The organism is Polymorphospora rubra (assembly GCF_018324255.1).
In the GTDB taxonomy this organism is placed as follows: Bacteria; Actinomycetota; Actinomycetes; order Mycobacteriales; family Micromonosporaceae; genus Polymorphospora; species Polymorphospora rubra.
Window position 1 is genome coordinate 1,150,682 of record NZ_AP023359.1, and the last position, 18,568, is coordinate 1,169,249.

General features: G+C 71.8%; 20 protein-coding genes. 5 read left to right on the forward strand and 15 right to left on the reverse strand.

What is annotated here, in order from left to right; all coding sequences use genetic code 11:
- Positions 1 to 118 precede the first annotated feature (118 nt).
- Positions 119 to 703: a hypothetical protein gene (locus tag Prubr_RS05115; protein ID WP_212822111.1), complete on the forward strand. Its 585-nt coding sequence runs from the start codon at positions 119 to 121 to the stop codon at positions 701 to 703.
- 11 nt (positions 704 to 714) lie between these two features.
- Positions 715 to 1,512: a hypothetical protein gene (locus Prubr_RS05120; RefSeq protein ID WP_212822113.1), complete on the forward strand. Its 798-nt coding sequence runs from the start codon at positions 715 to 717 to the stop codon at positions 1,510 to 1,512.
- A 69-nt stretch (positions 1,513 to 1,581) separates the two neighbouring features.
- Here Prubr_RS05120 and Prubr_RS05125 read toward each other — a convergent pair whose 3' ends face one another.
- Positions 1,582 to 2,247, reverse strand: coding sequence for an O-methyltransferase (locus tag Prubr_RS05125; protein ID WP_212822115.1), 666 nt, complete (start codon positions 2,245 to 2,247; stop codon positions 1,582 to 1,584).
- A gap of 49 nt (positions 2,248 to 2,296) precedes the next feature.
- Between Prubr_RS05125 and Prubr_RS05130 the strand changes: the two genes are divergently transcribed.
- Together Prubr_RS05130 and Prubr_RS05135 are read left to right on the forward strand one after the other, a co-directional pair.
- Entirely contained in the window at positions 2,297 to 2,980 is a 684-nt protein-coding gene (locus Prubr_RS05130; RefSeq protein ID WP_246568332.1) for a maleylpyruvate isomerase N-terminal domain-containing protein, read from the forward strand.
- Positions 2,981 to 3,046: 66 nt separating this feature from the next.
- Complete coding sequence (locus Prubr_RS05135; RefSeq protein ID WP_212822123.1) at positions 3,047 to 3,409, forward strand: hypothetical protein; 363 nt, start codon at positions 3,047 to 3,049, stop codon at positions 3,407 to 3,409.
- 106 nt (positions 3,410 to 3,515) lie between these two features.
- Here the strand turns inward: Prubr_RS05135 and Prubr_RS05140 are convergent, their stop codons facing one another.
- The 3 genes from Prubr_RS05140 to Prubr_RS05150 form a co-directional block, all read right to left on the reverse strand.
- Positions 3,516 to 5,297, reverse strand: coding sequence for a glycoside hydrolase family 6 protein (locus Prubr_RS05140; RefSeq protein WP_212822124.1), 1,782 nt, complete (start codon positions 5,295 to 5,297; stop codon positions 3,516 to 3,518).
- A gap of 259 nt (positions 5,298 to 5,556) precedes the next feature.
- On the reverse strand, positions 5,557 to 6,933 hold the full coding sequence (locus Prubr_RS05145) for a reverse transcriptase family protein (protein ID WP_212822125.1): 1,377 nt from the start codon (positions 6,931 to 6,933) through the stop codon (positions 5,557 to 5,559).
- Positions 6,934 to 7,139: 206 nt separating this feature from the next.
- Entirely contained in the window at positions 7,140 to 8,867 is a 1,728-nt protein-coding gene (locus Prubr_RS05150) for an MFS transporter (RefSeq protein WP_212822126.1), read from the reverse strand.
- 124 nt (positions 8,868 to 8,991) lie between these two features.
- On the opposite strand from Prubr_RS05150, the gene Prubr_RS05155 reads away from it, so the two are divergent.
- Positions 8,992 to 9,528 carry a hypothetical protein gene (locus Prubr_RS05155; RefSeq protein WP_212822131.1) on the forward strand — a complete coding sequence of 179 codons (537 nt, stop codon included), beginning with the start codon at positions 8,992 to 8,994 and terminating at the stop codon, positions 9,526 to 9,528.
- Positions 9,529 to 9,544: 16 nt separating this feature from the next.
- Here the strand turns inward: Prubr_RS05155 and Prubr_RS05160 are convergent, their stop codons facing one another.
- The 11 genes from Prubr_RS05160 to Prubr_RS05210 all read right to left on the reverse strand — a co-directional run bounded on the left by Prubr_RS05160 (position 9,545) and on the right by Prubr_RS05210 (position 18,567).
- Positions 9,545 to 10,972: an ATP-binding protein gene (locus Prubr_RS05160; protein ID WP_212822133.1), complete on the reverse strand. Its 1,428-nt coding sequence runs from the start codon at positions 10,970 to 10,972 to the stop codon at positions 9,545 to 9,547.
- Positions 10,973 to 11,047: 75 nt separating this feature from the next.
- Positions 11,048 to 12,208 (reverse strand): hypothetical protein, encoded by a 1,161-nt coding sequence (locus tag Prubr_RS05165; protein ID WP_212822135.1) that lies wholly within the window; start codon positions 12,206 to 12,208, stop codon positions 11,048 to 11,050.
- Positions 12,209 to 12,250: 42 nt separating this feature from the next.
- Entirely contained in the window at positions 12,251 to 12,688 is a 438-nt protein-coding gene (locus Prubr_RS05170) for a RidA family protein (RefSeq protein WP_212822137.1), read from the reverse strand.
- Positions 12,685 to 13,416, reverse strand: a complete 732-nt coding sequence (locus Prubr_RS05175; RefSeq protein WP_212822144.1) for a 2-keto-4-pentenoate hydratase — start codon at positions 13,414 to 13,416, stop codon at positions 12,685 to 12,687. The genes Prubr_RS05170 and Prubr_RS05175 overlap by 4 nt, the downstream gene beginning before the upstream one ends.
- A complete protein-coding gene (gene dmpG, locus Prubr_RS05180) occupies positions 13,413 to 14,429 on the reverse strand; it encodes a 4-hydroxy-2-oxovalerate aldolase (RefSeq protein WP_212822146.1) in 1,017 nt (338 codons plus the stop codon). Before dmpG ends, Prubr_RS05175 begins: the two co-directional genes overlap by 4 nt.
- Positions 14,426 to 15,361 carry an acetaldehyde dehydrogenase (acetylating) gene (locus tag Prubr_RS05185; RefSeq protein WP_212822148.1) on the reverse strand — a complete coding sequence of 312 codons (936 nt, stop codon included), beginning with the start codon at positions 15,359 to 15,361 and terminating at the stop codon, positions 14,426 to 14,428. The genes dmpG and Prubr_RS05185 overlap by 4 nt, the downstream gene beginning before the upstream one ends.
- Complete coding sequence (locus tag Prubr_RS05190) at positions 15,358 to 16,152, reverse strand: 2-keto-4-pentenoate hydratase (RefSeq protein ID WP_212822150.1); 795 nt, start codon at positions 16,150 to 16,152, stop codon at positions 15,358 to 15,360. The genes Prubr_RS05185 and Prubr_RS05190 overlap by 4 nt, the downstream gene beginning before the upstream one ends.
- Positions 16,149 to 17,657, reverse strand: a complete 1,509-nt coding sequence (locus tag Prubr_RS05195) for a 2-hydroxymuconic semialdehyde dehydrogenase (protein WP_212822151.1) — start codon at positions 17,655 to 17,657, stop codon at positions 16,149 to 16,151. The genes Prubr_RS05190 and Prubr_RS05195 overlap by 4 nt, the downstream gene beginning before the upstream one ends.
- A 15-nt stretch (positions 17,658 to 17,672) precedes the next feature.
- Complete coding sequence (locus tag Prubr_RS05200; RefSeq protein ID WP_212822152.1) at positions 17,673 to 17,930, reverse strand: EutN/CcmL family microcompartment protein; 258 nt, start codon at positions 17,928 to 17,930, stop codon at positions 17,673 to 17,675.
- A complete protein-coding gene (locus Prubr_RS05205) occupies positions 17,930 to 18,256 on the reverse strand; it encodes a BMC domain-containing protein (RefSeq protein ID WP_212822153.1) in 327 nt (108 codons plus the stop codon). Before Prubr_RS05205 ends, Prubr_RS05200 begins: the two co-directional genes overlap by 1 nt.
- 20 nt (positions 18,257 to 18,276) lie before the next feature.
- On the reverse strand, positions 18,277 to 18,567 hold the full coding sequence (locus Prubr_RS05210; RefSeq protein ID WP_093408679.1) for a BMC domain-containing protein: 291 nt from the start codon (positions 18,565 to 18,567) through the stop codon (positions 18,277 to 18,279).
- Position 18,568: the final 1 nt, after the last annotated feature.

Sequence of the window (18,568 nt, forward strand, 5' to 3'; positions counted from 1 at the left end):
GATATCCAATGATTCAAGATAGTTCAGCCCGATTTCGCCTATCGATGACAACTGGTCTGCCCAACGGGGATTGACGACCACCCTCCAGCGGGAACTACCTCTTGCGAAGGAGGACCCCATGTCGACCACCCAGATCGTCGTCACCCTGATTCTCGTAGTCGTCGTCGTGGCCGCCGTGGCCGCCGCGTGGATGTTCGCCCGGCGCCGGAGCCTGCGTAGCCGGTTCGGTCCGGAGTACGACCGCCTGCTGTCCGAACGGGACAGCCGTACCGCCGCCGAGCGCGAGCTGCGGGACCGGGAACGCCGCCACGCCGAGCTGACCCTGACTCCGCTGTCGCCGGAATCCCGGGAGCGCTACGCCGTCGCCTGGGAGGAGATCCAGGCCCGGTTCGTCGACTCCCCCGCCGAGGCCGTCGGCGCCGCCGACGAGCTGGTCACCCGGCTCGTCGCCGAACGTGGCTACCCGACCGACGACTACGACGCCCAGGTGGCCCACCTGAGCGTCGAGCACGCCCGCACTCTCGGGCACTACCGCGACGCCCACGACATCCAGCTCCGCAACGCCAAGGGCGAAGCGAGCACCGAGGAACTCCGCCAGGCCGTCGTCCACTACCGGGAACTCTTCGCCGACCTGCTCGGCGACGCGCCGGTGCGGACCAGGACCGCGGAGTCGACCGAACCCGCTGACGCCACGACCCGGTGAGGAGAGCAGCCGTGCGCCATCACGACCAGCAGTTGACGGATCCGGACGTGGTCCGGTCCCACCCGGTGCCCGTACCGGAACAGGACGGCGCCCCGGACCGGACGGCCGCGCGCCGCGACGACGAGATCGCGCCGGACCCGCGCGACGAGCCCGGGTACGACACCGAGCGGCGGGATCCCAACGCATACGTCGACGACGCGGTCTATGCCGATCTGGACGCCACCGACGCGAAGCGGAACCCGACCGACCCGACCGGTGACGGCAAGGTGGATGGCCGCGCCGCAGGGGTCAACGGGTTCCGGGACGAACTCAGGGCGGTGCCGGACGACACCGTGGCCGTCGACGACCGGCCGTCGGCCGGTGCCGGGCCGGAGCCCGACCCGGTGCCGGCCGACGACCGGCCCGACGCGGTCGCCGTCGACGACCGGCCCGACGTGGTCGCCGTCGACGACGACCGGACCGAGCCGACCGGTGCCGACCGAACCGATGCCGGCCCGGCCGGCGGGGCGGGGCTGATGCCCGGCGACGTACCGGGCGAGCCGGTCGCCGTGCTGATCCCGGCCGACGCCGCGCAGGCGCTGCGGGAGCGGTGGCGCGAGGTCCAGTTGCGCTTCGTCGACGATCCGCGCGCCGCCGCCGGCGAGGCGCAGGACCTGGTGGAGGAGGCGGTGCAGGCGCTGGCCGCGGCACTCGCCACGCAGAAGGACGACCTCGGCGGCTGGCGGTCGTCCGGTGACGAGGACACCGAACGGCTGCGGGTCACCGTACGCCGCTACCGGGATTTCCTGGACCGGCTGCTGGACACCTGAGTCACCGCCCGGCGGTGGTGCGTGGTCCGGCCGGACCACGCACCACCGCCGTTTCCGGCCTTCCCCGCGCTACCTGACCACGGCCAGCGAGAAGCCGTCCCAGCCCTTGGCGCCGACCGTCTGCAACGCGGTCGCGTCCAGGCGCGGGTCGGCGGCGGTCATCTCGAGGAAGGTACGCACCCCCCGCACCTTCTCGTCGGCACTCGCGGCGTCGACGACGTGCCCGTCGCGGACCACGTTGTCGCCGATGATCAGGCTGCCGGGCCGGGTGAGCCGCAGTGCCCACTCCAGGTAGTGCGGGTTGTTCGGCTTGTCCGCGTCGATGAACACCAGGTCGAACGGTCCGGCGCCCTCGGCGACGAGTTCGGGCAGCGTCCGCAGCGCCGGGGCGAGCCGCAGGTCGACCCGGTCGGCCACCCCGGCCCGGTCGAGGTTCGCCCGCGCCACGGCGGCATACGACGGTTCGGCCTCCAGGGTCACGATCCGCCCGTCGGCCGGGATTCCCCTGGCCAGCCAGATGGTGCTGTAGGCACCCAGGGTGCCGATCTCCAGTACCCGCCGGGCGCCGCTGATCCGGGCCAGCAGCATGAGCAGTTTGCCCTGGTTGGGCGCGACGTCCATGGCCGGCAGGCCGGCCTCCTGGTTGGCCCGCAACACCGCTGTCAGCACCGGGTCGGCCGGAATGAGCAGGTCGCTGAAGTACCGGTCGACGGAATCCCACGCGTCTTTGGTCATACGTTGCATTGTCGACGGGGCTCCACGACCGCTCGGTAGGGTGCCCGACATGCCAAGTGATCGGGTGCTGCCGGCGCTGCGCGCCGAGGCCGGACAGCTCGCCGCCGTCGTGCGCGACCTCCCGGCGGAAGACTGGTCGCGCCCCACCCCGTGTCCACCGTGGAACGTGGCCGGACTCCTCGGCCACGTACTGACGATCCTGGAGTGGCTGCCCGGCATGCTGGCGGCCCCGACGCCGCCGCGGGCCGCGGTCTCCGCCGCCGGCTACTACCGGCCCGACCACCGCTTCGCCAGCGGTACGAACGCGGCCCGGATCGGGTTGGCGCAGCGCCGTGCGGCGAGCGTCGCCGACGGCGCCGCCCTCGCCGTCGAGTTCGACGACACCTGGCGGCGGATCGCCGACCTGTGCGCGCGGGAGCCGGCCGACCGCGTGGTCCGGACCCGGCACGGCGACGCCATGCTGCTGACCGACTTCCTCGTCACCAGGATCGTCGAACTCGGAATCCACGGGCTCGACCTGGCCGGCGCCCTGGACCGGCCGCCGTGGCTGACCCCCGCGGCGGCCGGGGTGCTGACCGACCTGCTGCTGCCCGAACAGGGCATCGCCGCGGTGGCCGACCTGGGCTGGGACGAGATCACGTTCCTGCACAAGGCGACCGGACGCCGGCCGCTCACCCCGGCCGAGACGGACCGGGTCGCGCAGCACGGGATCCGCTGGCTGACCCTCCGTTAGCCGGCCCGGCTGAATGTCCGGGCCGCCGCCGGGTATGCCGTCAGGTATCGACAGGAGGGCGGAGCCATGACGGACAGGAGTTCCGGTACGCAGCGACCGCTGGAGGAGACGCCCGAGGTGGCCGCCGCGGTCGAGCAGGAGACGAGCGTGACCAAGCTGACCGGCGGCGGCGGGCCCGGACCGGACAATCCGGATTTCCGGGAGCCCGGCGACAACGCCGATTTCCCGCCCACCGAGGAGGTTCTCGGTGCCCCGTTCGGTGGCGGTACGCCCGCCGCGCGCGGTGCCCGTACCGGCGCGGAGCAGCCGTGGGATCCGGAGGACCTGGTGATGGCCCAGGGCGGTGATCCGACCCCGGAGCGCATCCGGCGGGCCCAGGCCGAACTGGACCGGGACGGGCCGGCCGCGGTCGAACGGACCGTGCCGTAGGTGTCGGAGGCCGGAGGGCCGAAGTTGAGCCGGAACGCGCCGGACCGACAAAGGGGGCGGCCCCCGATGCGGATCGCATCGGGGGCCGCCCTGCGGGGTGTGAGGTTCAGTTCAGCGGCGGGTAGGCGTTGGCCATGAGCTCGCGGAACTGTGCCGAGAACCAGGCACCCGAGATCGGGGCGTTGGGCAGGGCACCACTGAGGTTGTTGCCGTTGCGCTCGTTACCGGTGTAGGTCGGGTCACACATCCGGTCGAAGCCCTTGCCGTCGTTGTTCGGGATCAGGCTGCTGGAGCCGTCCGACTCACCCGGGGGCTTCACCCAGACGTACGCGTCGATGCCCGGCTCCGGAGCGGCGACCGGACGCTCGCCGAGGCCGGCACCGCTCTGGTTGCACCAGTTGCCGGCGTGGATGCGGCGGTCGATCCGACGGGCGTTGACGAAGTTGTCGACGGTGTCGGTCGGGCCGGCGCCGGTCGGCCGGTTCGGGCCGCCCCAGCCGTTGCGGGAGGTGTCGATCAGCATGCCGATGTTGCTGTTGAAGCCGCGGTTGACCAGCTCCTGCCGGAAGGCCTGGGCGAAGGTCAGCTCGTCGACGTAGAAGTTCCAGTCGACCCACTTGGACTGGCGCACGGAGGTGCCGTTGACCTGGGTGTTGATGGTGTAGTGCGGGTTGCGCAGCGCCGAGTAGTTGGCGGTGTTGGTGATGAAGCCGTGCACGTCGTTGACGGTCGCGCCCTCGGCGGTCGCCGCCTCCTTGAACTTGGCGGCCGACGGGCCGAAGTTGGTGTCCCAGCCGATCCAGCCGTGGTGCGCGGCGTCGATGTAGTTGTAGACGTTCGGAACCGCGCCGAGCTTGTGCAGCGCGTAGCCGACGCCCTTGACGTAGCCGCCGTTGTTGTTCATGGTCTGGCACTTGGCCACGTTGAGGTTGGTGACCAGGTTCGGCAGCGAGTCGATCTCGATGATGTTGATGATCCGCAGGTTGCGGTACTTCGGGTCGCCCTGGATCGCGGCGATCGGGTCGATGTACGCGGACTTGTAGCGGGGCAGCTCGTCGACGCCCAGCTCACCGTTGGAGGCGAGGGCCGAGCAGTCGCGGCCGGGCAGGTTGTAGATGACGAACTGGATGTAGCCGGCGTTCTGGGCGAGCGCGGCGTCCAGGTGGTCACGTACGCCCATCGGGCCGTTGGACTGGCTGTTGTCGGTGCCCTCGATCGCGGCGATCCGGTCGATCCACACGGCGGTCGGGGTGCTGGAGATCCGGCTTCCGCCCGGCTCGGCGTTGGCCTTGGCCCGCCACTCCGGGTTCACGTATCCCTGGGCGCCCACGTAGGGGTTGTCGACCCGGGGACCGCCGGGCGGCGGGGTGGTGGGCGGCGGCGTGGTCGGCGGGGGCGTGGTCGGCGGCGGCGTGGTCGGCGGCGGCGTGGTGGGCGGCGGCGTGGTCGGGTTGGTGGTACCGCCGTTGCAGACGACGCCGTTCAGGGTGAAGCTGGTCGGCTTCGGGTTGCTGCCGCTCCACGCACCGTTGAAGCCGATGCTGGTGGAGGCGCCGGTGCCCAGCGAGCCGTTCCAGGACAGGTTCGTGGCGGTGACCTGGCTGCCGCTCTGGGACCAGTTCGCCGACCAGCCCTGCTGCACCTGCTGGCTGCCGTTGGGGAAGGTGAAGCGCAGCGTCCACGCGGTCAGCGGGTCACCGACGTTCTTGATGGTGACGTTGCCGGTGAAGCCACCCTGCCAGTCGTTGGTGGTGTAGGTGACGTCGCAGCCGGTCGCCGCGTGGGCCATGGTGGCCGGGATCGTGGCGAGGCCGGCGGCCACGAGGGCGCTGGCACCTGCCAGCGCCACGGCCTTACGCCGGCCGGACAACCTGTTCCGCAAATTCATTACCGCTGATCTCCTCGGGTCGGTCCGGCCCCCGGGGGTGGGGTCCGGAACGGCGACGACCGCCGGACATCGTCCGTGGGGCGCCATTCGGGGGTGCTGCTCTGCCCGGCCCGGTCGGGCGTATGCCGGCGCCGCCCGGAAGACCGGATGCCCTCGGCGCCGTTACTGTGCGGTGTGTGCTGCCCGACACAGTGCTGGAATTCTTACATGGGAGCGCTTCCATGCACAACAGTCGACATCAGTGCGAAACTTCCGCGTATCACGGAGCTGCTGCGTGGGCGCCCGGTGACCCGTCGTCCGGGCGTAGGCGGGCGGCCTCGAACAGCGCCCGCAGCTTCGCCGCCCGCGCCGGCCGGTCCCGGCCGACCCACCCGATCCGCCCGGCGAGATGCGCCTCGAAGTCGGGGTGGCCGGCACGGTTCTGCGCCGCCAGCCCGGTCCGCGCCGCGTTGTGCAGCAGGGCGCGGAGCCGGTCGTACTCGTCGCGCGGCACCCCGGGCGCGGTGTTGACGACCAGGCCGGCGAGCAGCTGCCGGTCGGCCCGGCCCCGGATCCGGGTCTTGTCCGGCCGGACCCGGAACCCCTCCCCGGCCACGACAGCGGTGACCCGGTCGACCAGGGCCGCCGCCCGGCGCGGCGGCAGGTCGCCGGAGAAGGCGAGGTCGTCGGCGTACCGGGTGTAGGTCGCGCCGAACGCCGCCGCCAGCCCGGCCAGCCGCCGGTCGAGCCGGAAGCCGCACAGGTTGGCCAGCGCCGGCGAGGTCGGCGCGCCCTGCGGCAGGTGCGGCCCGCGCAGCAACGCCAGCCGGTACGGCCGGTCCGGCAGTCCGGCCGGCGCGGCCCGCAGCACCCCGGCCGGGGTACGGGTCACGCACAGCGCGGTCAGCGTGTGCGCCACCGGCTCGGGATAGCCGGCGAGCCGGAGCAGCCCGAAGATCCGGGGCGCCGAGACGGTCGCGAAGAACGAGACCAGATCGACGCGTACGACGGTCGGCCGTCCGGCGTGTGCCGCCGCGAACGTGTGCGCGGACCGGCCGGACACGAAGCCGTGCACCGCGGGATGCACCGGCACCGGTCCGAGCACCTCGGCGAGCAGCCGCCGCTGGAGTGCCCGCAGTCGCGGCTTCGGCGCCTCGATCAACCGGCCGCCGAGCCAGGTGTACCGGTAGTGGCGCAGCCGCTCGTCGCGGGCGTGCCGGTTGATCGACCGGCGGTCGGCGTACCAGTCGAGTTCCTCGGGGGTGAGCCCGAGCAGCGCGGCGAGCGCGGCCAGGTCGTCGACGACCGGGGTGGGCCAGGGCCGGCGTACGGTCCGGGTCGCGGTGACCGGCCGGGCGCGGACCCGCAACCGGCGGCCACGCCGCCGGGCCGAGTGCCACGCCGCCCGGTAGACCGGCGACGCCGCGACGAAGCCGGCGAGTTCACGCGGCCGGTCGGCCGGGACCCTCGGGTACGCCCCGAGCACCTCGGCCGCCACCCGGCGCAGCCAGCGGGCCCGTACGCCGACGACGAGCGCGCCCCGCCCGAGCAGGCCGTCGCGGCCCCAGTCGCCGGCCAGGAACGCGTCGGCCAACGCGGCGGCGACGCGTTCCCCGGGCCGGCCGGGCGGCTCCTCTCCTCCGACGCCGCTCAGCACGGCCGGTCCATGGTGGGGCGTGGCAGCGTGTCCCGACGAGGCCCGGTCGTGCGTGCGCGGACGTGCGCGGAGCGCACCGGAGCGCAGGCGACGCGATGCGGTGGTACGGGTGACGTCCCCGGGGTTTCCCCGGAGAGACCGGGACCGCGCGGACGCGGCCTGGTCAGCTCGGGACACGCTGCCACCCGGCCAGCCTAGGCGGCCACCTACCGGCGTCGCGAGCGCGACACCTGGATCAAGGTCCACAGCACGTCGACGACCAGCACGATGGTCCAGATCCGGCCCACCCCGTACGCGATGGCGGCCGGCCCGTCGTGCTCGACGCCGCCGCGCATGACGAGTCCGGACAGCCGGCCGGTAAGCAGGTCCCACAGCCAGGAGACACCGAACACCGCGAGCCCGACCTGTGCAGCGGCGAAGAGCGCGGCGTGCTGGCCGAGTTCGACCAGGCGCTGACGGGGGGTCTTCGGCGGTTTCCCGGCCGTCGCCGGCTCCGGGGCCGCCGACCGTTCCGTCGCCCCCGGGACGGGCGGCCCGCCGGATCGCGCGCCGCCGGGCGCATCGGCGGACGGCCCGGGCACGGACGGCTCGGGCCTGGTCAGCGACACCGGCTCCGTCGGGCGGGTCGCGACGGGTACGACGGGTACGACCCCCGGTGCGGGAGCCACCACCGCTCCCCCGCCCGCCGTCGCCGCCCCATTCGCGTCCACATCGGACTCGTCGGGCTCGGTGACGGTCGGGACGTCGGCGACCCCGAGGGCACGCACCGACCGGGGCACGATCAGCGCTCCGGACAGGATGACCACGGCGGCGACCAGGCAGGCCAACGCCCACGAGCCACCGTCGTAGAGCAGGCCGCCGGCCAGCGAACCGACCACCCCGCCGACCAGGGCCGCCGACTCGTACAGCCCCATCCCGCGACCGGTCTGCGCGCCGGACGCCTCGGCGATCACCGCCTGCTGGATCGGCATCACCGCCGCCCACGCGGCACCGCTGAGGACCCACAGTCCGGCGAGGACCCACGGGTTCGGGGCCAGCGACAGGCTCGCGGCGAACGCGGCGCTGGCCACCGAGGCGGTCGCCAGCACCCGGGTACGGCCGAACCTGAGCACGAACCGGTGCAGGTAGCCGGGCAGCACGCTCATCGCGATGGCGCCGGGCAGGAAGACGTACGCGATCTCGATGACCTCGAGGTCGAACCCGCGCTGCAGGTGCAGCAGCAGCAGGATGCCGATCGCGGCCTCGGCGGTCATCGTGACGACGACGGCGAGCAGCATCGGACGCAGCCGGCGCCCGACCGCACCGAGGCCGACCGCGCCGGCGACGTCGGCACCGCCGTGCTCCCCCGCCGGCGCCCGCCGGGCCGGCATCGCGAAGAGGGCCACCGCCCCGACCAGGCAGGCCGCCGCGCAGGCCAGGAAGAGGCCGCGGAAGTCGACGAAGCCGAGCAGGGTCAACCCGGCGACGAAGGCGACCCAGGTCCCGGTCTCCTGGGCCGACATCAGGCGCGGGTAGACGGTCGTGTCCCGGGCCAGCCGTTCCCCGACGATGGCGCGTACGGCCACCCACAGCAGGGCGCCGCCGACGCCGCCGAGAACCGCGGCGAGATACGCCACCGGCATGCTGCCCGCCACCGCGTAGCCGGCGCAGGACAGGCCGTAGAGCAGCGCCCCGGCACCCGCCACGTAGCGACGCTCCCGGGTGTCGGCCAGCACACCGGCGATCGGGCGGACGACCACCGACACGGCCAGTTCCAGGGCCACGAGCAGGCCGACCTCGGTGGCACTGGCGCCCAGCGCGATGCCGGCCCAGAGCGGGAGTACGAAGTCGACGAGTTCGGCCGGCCCGTTGGTCAGCGCGGCGGCGAGAAGGGTGCTCGCCTCCCGGCGCTTCGCGACAACTCCGCCGGCCGTGGGACGCGCGGGGTCGGACATGGCGCCACCGTAACAGCCGGGCCGATCTTGCCCCGGCATCCAGCGGCGGCGTCCGTCCAGGTGGAACGCCTCGCGTACGGTGACGGGGTCCGGGAGCCGCCCCCGGACGAAGGGGGCACGACCGGTGACCGCAGATTTCGTCCGGGACGCGGCCATGACCGCCGTCATCTTCGGCTTCTTCGCCTCCGGCTGGTTCGGGTGGGCACAGGAGAAGCCACCACCGGCCTGGCCGAAGTGGCTCGGCATCGGCTCCGGCGTGTCGATGCTGACGGCGGTCGCCGGGGGCCTGCTCGCCTGGCGCCACTGGACCGACGGCACCGTCTTCGACCCCGACACCAGCAGGGCGTTCGGGCTGGTCGTCGCCATCGAGTTCGGCGCCGCCGGCCTCGGCGCCGTGCTCCTGGCCGTCACCCGGCGCAAGGAGCTGATCCCCGCCTGGGTCGCCCTCGTGGTCGGGCTGCACCTCTTCCCGGTGGCGGTGCTGCTGCACTATCCGCTCATCCACCTGCCGGCGGTGCTGCTGACCGTCGTGGCGCTGGTCGCCGTACCGGTGGCGCGGGCCCGGTCCCTGCCGGTGAGCGCGGTGACCGGCGTCGGCTGCGGCGCCGCCCTGCTGATGAGCGCTCTGATCTCCCTGGCCGGCGCCCTGCTCTTGTACTGACGACGGGCTGTGGCGGTCAGCGCGGCGCCGGCCGCCAGGCGGCGAGCAGTTCGGCGGGACCGTACGCCGCGTCCAGCCCGGTGCAGGTGACCCCGCTTCGGCTCACCGCGACCAACGGGACCGGCAGATCGGTCAGCAACGCCCGGTGCCGGTGCAGCGCGGCGAGGTCGTGGGCGTCGAACGGCCGTTGCTCCAGCCACTTGACCGAGCCGAGGAAGAGCAGTTCCCGGGCGATCGGTTCGCGGTCCGCGCCGACGATGTCGATCTCGATGTCGTTCGACCGGGTCCAGAAGGCGCCGACGGCGGCGGCCGACGGCAGGTTGTCGTCGGGTAGCAGCCGGGCGAGCGACTCCCGCAGCAGCGGTTCGATCGCGCGGCCGCGCCACGTCGTCCAGCCCGCCCGGACCCGGTCGAGGGTGAGGTCGCCGCGCATCCGTTCGATCTCGGGCAGATGCGGCTGCACGAAGTGCAACCAGAACCGCAGGTACGGGTCGGCGACCCGGTAACGGCGTTCCTTCGACGGCCGCGTGGAGAGCGGCAACTCGGCGGCGACGAGCCGTTTGCGGACCAGGAACTCGGCGGCCCGGGTCAGGGTCGTGTTGGCGATCCCACCCGCCGCCCGGGCGATGTTGGTGAAGGTCCGCTCGCCGCTGCCGATCGCCGAGAGTACGGCGCGGGCGTGGGCATGGTCGGGGAACTCCGCCGCGAGCGACCGTTCGGCACTGACCAGCAGGGCCGACACGGGATTGGCCAGTTCCGCGGCGAGGAAGTCCCAGAGATCCATGCCCCGACGCCACGCCGCGCAGATCAGCGGCAGTCCACCGGTGACGAGCGCGGCGTCGAAAGCGGCCGGCGGATCGAGGTCGAGCATCCGGCCGACCTCGGCCGGGTTGAGCGGACCGAGGACCATCTCCTGTCCCCGCTGGTGGAAGGGCCGGCCGTAGGAGCCGAGGGCCTCCATCATGGACACGTCCGAGCCGATCAGGACGAGCAGCACCGGACGCCGGCTGAGTTCCCGGTCCCAGGCACGTTGCAGGATGCCTTCGAACGCGTCGATCCGGTCCATCAGGTAGGGAATCTCGTCGATGACGACCACGCTCGGCCGGTCGTCGGGCAGGGTGCCGGCGAGTTGGCGTAGGGCGGCCGTCCAGTTCCCCGGGATCGCCTCGTCGAAGACGGCCCGGTCCGGCAGGGTCGAGAAACGGACGGCGTCGGTCAGGACTTCGAGTTCGGCTTCGGACGACGCCCCGGCGGCGGTGTAGAAGACGGACGGCGCTCCGGCCGCACCGACGAACGTCTCGACCAGGCTGGACTTGCCGATCCGCCGCCGTCCACGGATGAGCAGGCAACGGCCGGGCCGGGCGGTGCCGATCTCGGCAGCCACGTCGTCGAGCAGCGTGCCGAGCACGCTCAGTTCCCGTTCCCGCCCCACGAACGCGACCACAGATCCTCCAAAGACTTTCTCTGGCGATACTTTCTCTAGAGATAGTATCGCCAGACGGAGTCTTCTTTTACCTGGTCAGACGGTTCTGGCGTACCCACGCATACGGGAGTTGCTGTTCGGCAGGCCGTATTCGCCGACCGCCATGCTGAAGTTGCCGAACTCCTGCCGGCCCGACCAGCACCAGGAACCGGGTGCGGCGGCCAGCACCCGGACCAGCCGGCGCTGCCGGTCGTCGAGTGCCGTGAACGGTGTACCCGCCGGCACCGGGCCGGCCGGGAACGCCAGCCGCAGCGCCGCGCCGACGACCGTCAGTGCCGGCATGGCCTGGACCTTCGGCAGCCGGGCCAGGTGGGCGTCGAACGCGGCGTCGGCGTACGCCGACCCGAGCTGGTGCGTCGCCAGCGACGCGTAGCCGCCCAGGTCGCCCTCGAGATACGGGATCCGGGGGTCCGGTTCGTCGGTGCCGCCGGCCCAGCGCAGCAGTTCGGTGACCGCCCGCTCGCCGGTCGCCGGCCCGTGCAGGCGGGCGGACGCGACGGCACCCGCCCAGCGCACCACCGGCCGCTCGTCGTCGAGTGCCGTCGCGGCGAGCCGGTCGGCACCGTCGGCGCCGACCATCCCGGCCGCCACCACCGCGACCGCCACCTGGACCTCGTCGCGGTCCGGGTCCGTCGCCACCACCGCCAGCACGGCGAGGCTCGCCGCCGGCTCCGGTTCCGAAAACCAGCCCAGCGTGTACGCCGCGACAGTGCTCAGGTCGGCGTCGCCCTCAGCGGCGGCGACCCGACGCAGCAGCGGCAGGCCGGCGCCGACCGCCTCGTACGCGCGCAGGTCGAAATGCGCGTACATCCGCCCCTGGTCCGCATCGCCCAGGGGCTCGTCGCGTTTGTACCGTCGCAGTGCCTCGGCACCACCGGTCGCCGCCGCCCGCAACTCCTCGACCGGCAGCCCGTCGGGCAGCCACGCCTCGTCGCTGCCGATCGCGATCAGCACCAGCAGTTGCCCGACCAGCCACCGGTCCGGGGTCGCCGGGTCGGCGATCAGGTCCAGCAGCGGCGGCACCGCATAGGCGCTCGCCTCGTAGCGGGTGCCCTGGTGGACGATGCTGGCGTACAGCTCGCCGAAGGCACCGTGCCGCTCCTCCTCATCCGCCGAGGTCAGCGCCCGCAGGTTCGCAGGTACGTCCTCGGCACTGCCGTACGCGTGCTCCAGCCCCGCCCAGTCGACCGTCTCCACCGGCCACATCCTGCCAGCGGACGTCCACCGGTCGCGGCGCCGTCAGCCCCGGCGTACGGCCACTGCCTGGATCTCGATGAGCAGGTGCGGGTGTGGGAGTTGGTGTACGGCGACGGTGGTGCGGGTGGGTCCGGTCTCGTCGAAGTGTTCGGCGTAGATCTCGTTGTAGCCGCCGAAGTCGTTCATGTTGACGAGGTAGGTGGTGATCTGGACGAGGTCGGTCAGGTCGGCGTCGACGGAGTGCAGGATGTCGCGGATGTTCTCGATGACGGCCCGGGTTTGGACGCGGATGTCGAGGTCGGTGGTGCCCATCGGGTCGACGGAGGCGCCGGCGATGGTGTTGTCCGGTCGGCGGCTGGACGTGCCGGAGACGAAGACCAGGTTGCCGGCTACCTTGACGTGCGGGAACCGGCCGCGTGGGGTGGCCTTGCCGGCCACGACCCCGCCACCCTTCGCGCCGGGCTCGGGTCCGGCGGTCACGGGATCGCCTTCAGCGACGCGGTGCCGAGCGATTCCACGACCACCCGGACGTGGGCGCCGGGCCGCAGCGGTACGGCGGCCGTCGCCGCGCCGGCGAGCAGGACCGAGCCGTCGGTCAGTTCGACGCCGCCGGCGCCGGCCAGCCGGACCGCTTCGGCCAGGGCCCGACGCGGGTCGCCGAGGATGGCGGCCGTCGATCCGATCTGGACGGTGCGGCCGTCGACCTCCAGCAACACCCCGAGGTTGTCGATCCCGGCCGGAACCGGCTGCCAGGCGCCGATCACGAAACCGCTCGCCGACGTGTTGTCGGCGATCACCTCGGGCAGGGTGAAACGGAAGTCGATGTAGCGGGAGTCGATGACCTCGATCGCCGGCGCGACCGCCGCGATCGCGCCGCCCTCGACGAGGAAGGCGACCTCCGGTTCGGCCTTCGGGTGGATGTGGTCGGCGAGGCTGATCGTGCCGCCGTCGGGAATGTGCATGGCGTCGGTGAGCCGGCCCCAGATGACCTCGTCGACACCCATCTGCGCCATCTTGGCCCGGCTGGTCAGCCCCAGCTTCAATCCGACGGGACGTTCGCCGCGGGCCAGGCGGTGGGCGACCACGGCCTCCTGAATCCGGTACGCGGTGGGCACGTCCAGCCCGGCGTCGGACCCGAACTGCGGGGTCGCGGTACGGCTGGTCGCCGCCCGGTCGAGTTGTTCGGCGATGGTGGCGAGGTCGGTCACGGCTTGCCCTCCTTGCCGCCGACCAGGTCGAGGGCAACGTCGACGATCATGTCCTCCTGACCGCCGACCATCCGGCGGCGGCCCAACTCGACCAGGATCGAACGGACGTCGACCCCGTACCGGTCCGACGCCCGCTCCGCATGCCGCAGGAAGCTGGAGTACACCCCGGCATAGCCCAGCGTCAGGGTCTCCCGGTCCACGCGCACGGGCCGGTCCTGCAACGGCCGGACCAGGTCCTCGGCGGCGTCCATCAACGCGAACACGTCACAACCGTGCTCCCAACCGTGCAACTCCGCGACCGCGACGAACACCTCCAGCGGCGCGTTCCCGGCCCCGGCGCCGTGCCCGGCCAGGGACGCATCCACTCTCGTGGTGCCGTGTTCGACCGCGACGACACTGTTCGCCACACCGAGGGACAGGTTGTGGTGGGCGTGGATCCCGATCTGCGTGCCCGGGTCGAGGACCTGCCGGTACGCATCCACCCGCTCCGCCACGTCACGCATCAACAGCCGACCACCCGAGTCGGTGACATACACACAGTGCGCCCCGTACGACTCCATCAACCTCGCCTGCCCGGCAAGGTTCTTGGGGTCGTTCATGTGCGACATCATCAGGAACCCGGACACGTCCATACCGTTCTCCCGCGCCCAGCCGATGTGCTGGGCGGAGATGTCCGCCTCCGTGCAGTGCGTCGCGATCCGCACACTGGTCACCCCGAGATCACGGGCCGCCTTCAGGTCGGCGATCGTGCCGATCCCGGGCAGCAGCAACGTCGTCAACTTCGCGTTCGTCACCGCCTCGGCCGCCGCCGCGATCCAGTCCGCGTCCGACGCCGCACCATGGCCGTAGTTCACCGACGAGCCGGCCAGACCGTCGCCGTGCGCGACCTCGATCGCCGCCACACCAGCACTGTCGAGGGCGGCGGCGATGCTACGCACCTGGTCGACGGTGAACTGATGCCGCACCGCGTGCATCCCGTCCCGCAACGTCACATCCTGGATATACAAGCTCATGCCGGCACCCCCTTCTCGGCGCGCAGTGCCACCATCCGCTCCGCCGTCCGCAACGCCGCCGACGTCATGATGTCCAGATTCCCCGCATACGCCGGCAGGTAGTGCCCGGCCCCGGACACCTCCAGGAACACCGACACCTGCACCCCGGCGAACGACGTTCCCAGAGCCGGCACGTAGGCGTCCACGTCGTCGAACTGCACCGTCTGCTTGAGCCGGTAGCCGGGAACGTACTCGGCAACGGTGGCGACCATCGCCTCCACCGACGCGGCGATCGCATCCCGGTCCACATTCCGGTCCGGGCACAGGCAGTACACCGTGTCGCGCATCAACAGCGGCGGATCGGCCGGGTTCAACACGATGATCGCCTTACCCGCCCGAGCCCCACCCACGACCTCGATCGCCCGCGCCGTCGTCTCGGTGAACTCGTCGATGTTCGCCCGCGTCCCCGGCCCCGCCGACCTCGACGCGATCGACGCCACGATCTCCGCATACGCCACCGGCGTGACCTGTCCGACCGCCGCGACGATCGGGACGGTCGCCTGACCGCCGCAGGTCACCATGTTCACGTTCGGCTCGGACAGATGCTCGTCCAGATTCACCGGCGGCACGACGTACGGACCGACAGCGGCCGGGGTCAGATCCACCACCAGACGGCCATGCTCCCGCAACAGTTCAGCGTGCCGCTTGTGCGCACCCGCCGACGTCGCGTCGAAGACCACCTGCACGTCCGCGAACTCCGGCATCCCGAGCAGCCCGTCGATGCCCTCGGCCGTGGTCGCCACACCAAGCCGGCGGGCCCGGGCCAGACCGTCGGAGTCGGGGTCGATACCGACCATCGCGACCATCCGCAACGACTCCGACAACCGCAACACCTTGATCATCAGATCGGTACCGATGTTCCCCGACCCGATCACCGCCACACCCGTGGTCACGCTTCCTCCCTCGTCCCGAAGCAGACCCGGACCGAGCCCAGGCCAGAGATCCGCGCCTCATACGCCGCCCCGGGGGTGACCGACACCATCGGCCCCAACGCCCCGGACAGCACCACATCACCGGCGGCGAGCGGGCTGCCGGCGGCGGCGAGCGTCTGCGCCAACCAGGCGACCGCGTGCACGGGGTTACCGAGGCAGGCGGCGCCCGCGCCAACCGAGACCGGCTCGCCAGCCTGTTCGAGAACCATGCCCGCCACCCGCAGGTCGACGTCCGACAGGCGCCGGGGCTGGTTACCCAGCACGAACAAGCCGGAGGAGGCGTTGTCGGCGACGGTGTCCACGATCGAGATGTCCCACCCCGCGATCCGCGAATCCACGATCTCGACCGCCGGAAGGATGTGGTCGGTCGCCCGGATCACGTCGGCGACCGTCACCCGCTCGAACGGCAGATCAGCGCCGAGGACGAACGCGACCTCCGCCTCCACCCGAGGCTGGATCAACCCACCCAGGTCGACCTCGCCGCCGTCCGGGACCGCCATGTCAGCGAACAACACCCCAAAGTCGGGCTGGTAGACCCCGAACGCCTGCTGCACCGCCGGCGACGTCAAACCGATCTTCGCCCCGACCCGACGCCGACCAGCCGCCAACCAATCGGCGACCTGCGCCTGCTGAACGGCGTACGCGGCATCGACATCGCCGACCGGCAACAGGTCGCCACGCAGCGGCGGAACCGGCGTCCCACTCTCGTACGCCGACCGGAGCAGTCCGGCCACCCGCGCAACATCAGTCATGACAGATCCACACACACGTTCGTCAGCTCCGAATAGAAGTCCAGGGAATGGGTGCCACCCTCACGCCCGACACCGGACGCCTTCACCCCACCGAACGGCGTCCGCAGATCCCGCAGGAACCACGTGTTCACCCACACGATCCCCGCCTCCAAACGCGCCCCCGCCCGATGCGCCCGACCCACATCACGGGTCCACACCGTTCCGGCGAGCCCGTACTCACTGTCGTTGGCCAGAGCGAATGCCTCGTCCTCGTCATCAAAAGGCGCCACGTGGCAGACAGGTCCGAAGACCTCCTCGCGGTTGACACGCGCATCCGGGCCAAGACCGGTCAACACCGTCGGCTGGACATAGGCGCCACCATCCCGGCCGTCACCGAACCGCGGCACCCCACCACCAGCCAGAACCGTCGCACCCTCGGCACGGGCCAAGTCGTAATAACCGAGGACCTTCTCCCGATGCCTGTGCGAAATCAGCGGCATGTTCACCGTCGCCTCGTCAGCCGGCCAGCCGAAGCTCAACTCGTCCGCCCGCTTCGCCAACCGGGACACGAACTCGTCGAACACCGGCCGCTCAACATAGAGCCGTTCCGTGCACAGACACACCTGGCCACCGTTGGTGAACGACGACCGCACCGAGCCCTCGACAGCCGCGTCCAGATCCGCGTCGGCAAAGACGAGGCCGGCGTTCTTGCCGCCCAACTCGAACGACACCGCCTTCACCCCATCCGCCGCCGCCCGCATGATCGCCCCACCAGTAGCCGACTCACCCGTGAACGTGATCGCATCCACCCCCGGATGCCGAGTCAAAAACTCCCCCGCCGACCCCGGACCGAACCCATGCACCACATTGAAAACACCATCCGGAACCCCCGCCGCCGCCATCACCTCGGCCAACAACGTCGCCGACGACGGCGTCTCCTCCGACGGCTTCACAACCACCGCATTCCCACACGCCAGAGCCGGCGCGACCTTCCACGTCAGCAGCAGCAACGGCAGATTCCACGGCACGATCACCGCCACCACACCCACCGGCTTACGCACCGCATAATTCAGAGCCCGACCACCCGACGGGGTCACCGTCGTAAAAGACTCCGTCGGCGCCGTCGACACGATCTCCGCAAAGGCACGGAAGTTCGCCGCACCACGCGGAATATCGAGAGTCCGCGCCTGCGAAATCGACTTACCCGTATCACCGACCTCCGCCGCCACCAGATCATCGAACCGACGCTCCAACTCGTCGGCCACCCGATACAACACCGCCGCCCGCTCCCGCTCACCCATCCGACCCCACGGACCAGCCAACGCCGACCGCGCCGCACCCACCGCAGCGTCCACCATGGACCGATCGGCCTCGGCGACGTACCGGATGGTTTCCCCGGTGACCGGGGAGACCTTGGCGAAGTGGGTGCCGGAGGTGTCGAACTCGCCGCCGACGAAGTTGGGCAGCACGGTCGGCTCGCCGTCCGGCCGGCCGGTGAGCAGGGTCGGGGACCAGAGCCCGGTCATGTGCGTACCTCTCGGTCAGTCGGTGGTGGGTGCGGCGCCGGTGTCGGCGACCAGGGCGACGACGGCCGCGTCGACGGTGGCCTCACCGGTGACCGCGGCGGCGGCCTCGTCGGTGACGACCAGCACGGTGGTGCCGACGCCGACGTTCAGCGGATCGACGGCCACCAGGTCGGGGCCGTCCGGCCGGACCCGGACCAGGACGAGTCGCCGGCCCTGGAGCGGGGACAGGATGCGGTCCGCCCACACCTTGCCGACGACCTCGCCGAGCAGCATCAGCCTTCTCCGCGCAGGCCGGCCATGACCTCGCGGATCCGGGCGGTCTCCGGGTTGTCGAGCAGCGCCGCCGTGGTCGGGTGCGGCTTCGGGTAGACCTGCGAGCTGCGCAGTTCGCCGTGGGCACGGATGGCGGCCTCGCCGGCCGCGACGGCCTGGCGTACGGCGGCGAGGGTGCCGCGTACGGCGACGGCGAGGTAGCCGCTGGTGACCCGTTCGACGCCGACGCACCGTACGTCAGCGGTCTTGATCATGGCTTCGATGCCCGCCGAGAGGGCCACCAGGCCGCGGGTCTCGACGATTCCGATCGCGATGTCGGACGACATGTCTGGTTCTCCTTACCGGGTCAGTTGCCGACGAGCTGGGGGTCGGCCGCCAGGGCGCTGACGGCGTCGCAGGGGCTGGCGAAGACGATCGAACGCACCGAGCGGCTCTTGGCCCGGGCGGTCTCCTCGCCGATGTCGACGGCTTCCTCGACGGTGGCGAGGTCACCGCGTACGGCGACGGCGACGATCCCGCCGCCGAGCCGGACGACCTTGGTCACCTCGACCTCGGTGGCCTTCACCATCGCGTCGACGGCGTCGAAGATGGGGGTGAAGCCTTCGGCTTCGACGAAGCCCACGGCCATGTTCCGCATG

Coding starts and splice junctions, on each gene's coding strand:
- Prubr_RS05115 (WP_212822111.1), top strand. CDS start 119: ATGTCGACCACCCAGATCGTCGTCACCCTGATTCTCGTAGTCGTCGTC.
- Prubr_RS05125 (WP_212822115.1), bottom strand. CDS start 2,247: ATGACCAAAGACGCGTGGGATTCCGTCGACCGGTACTTCAGCGACCTG.
- Prubr_RS05130 (WP_246568332.1), top strand. CDS start 2,297: ATGCCAAGTGATCGGGTGCTGCCGGCGCTGCGCGCCGAGGCCGGACAG.
- Prubr_RS05135 (WP_212822123.1), top strand. CDS start 3,047: ATGACGGACAGGAGTTCCGGTACGCAGCGACCGCTGGAGGAGACGCCC.
- Prubr_RS05140 (WP_212822124.1), bottom strand. CDS start 5,297: ATGAATTTGCGGAACAGGTTGTCCGGCCGGCGTAAGGCCGTGGCGCTG.
- Prubr_RS05150 (WP_212822126.1), bottom strand. CDS start 8,867: ATGTCCGACCCCGCGCGTCCCACGGCCGGCGGAGTTGTCGCGAAGCGC.
- dmpG (WP_212822146.1), bottom strand. CDS start 14,429: ATGAGCTTGTATATCCAGGATGTGACGTTGCGGGACGGGATGCACGCG.
- Prubr_RS05190 (WP_212822150.1), bottom strand. CDS start 16,152: ATGACTGATGTTGCGCGGGTGGCCGGACTGCTCCGGTCGGCGTACGAG.
- Prubr_RS05195 (WP_212822151.1), bottom strand. CDS start 17,657: ATGACCGGGCTCTGGTCCCCGACCCTGCTCACCGGCCGGCCGGACGGC.
- Prubr_RS05200 (WP_212822152.1), bottom strand. CDS start 17,930: ATGCTGCTCGGCGAGGTCGTCGGCAAGGTGTGGGCGGACCGCATCCTG.
- Prubr_RS05205 (WP_212822153.1), bottom strand. CDS start 18,256: ATGTCGTCCGACATCGCGATCGGAATCGTCGAGACCCGCGGCCTGGTG.
- Prubr_RS05210 (WP_093408679.1), bottom strand. CDS start 18,567: ATGCGGAACATGGCCGTGGGCTTCGTCGAAGCCGAAGGCTTCACCCCC.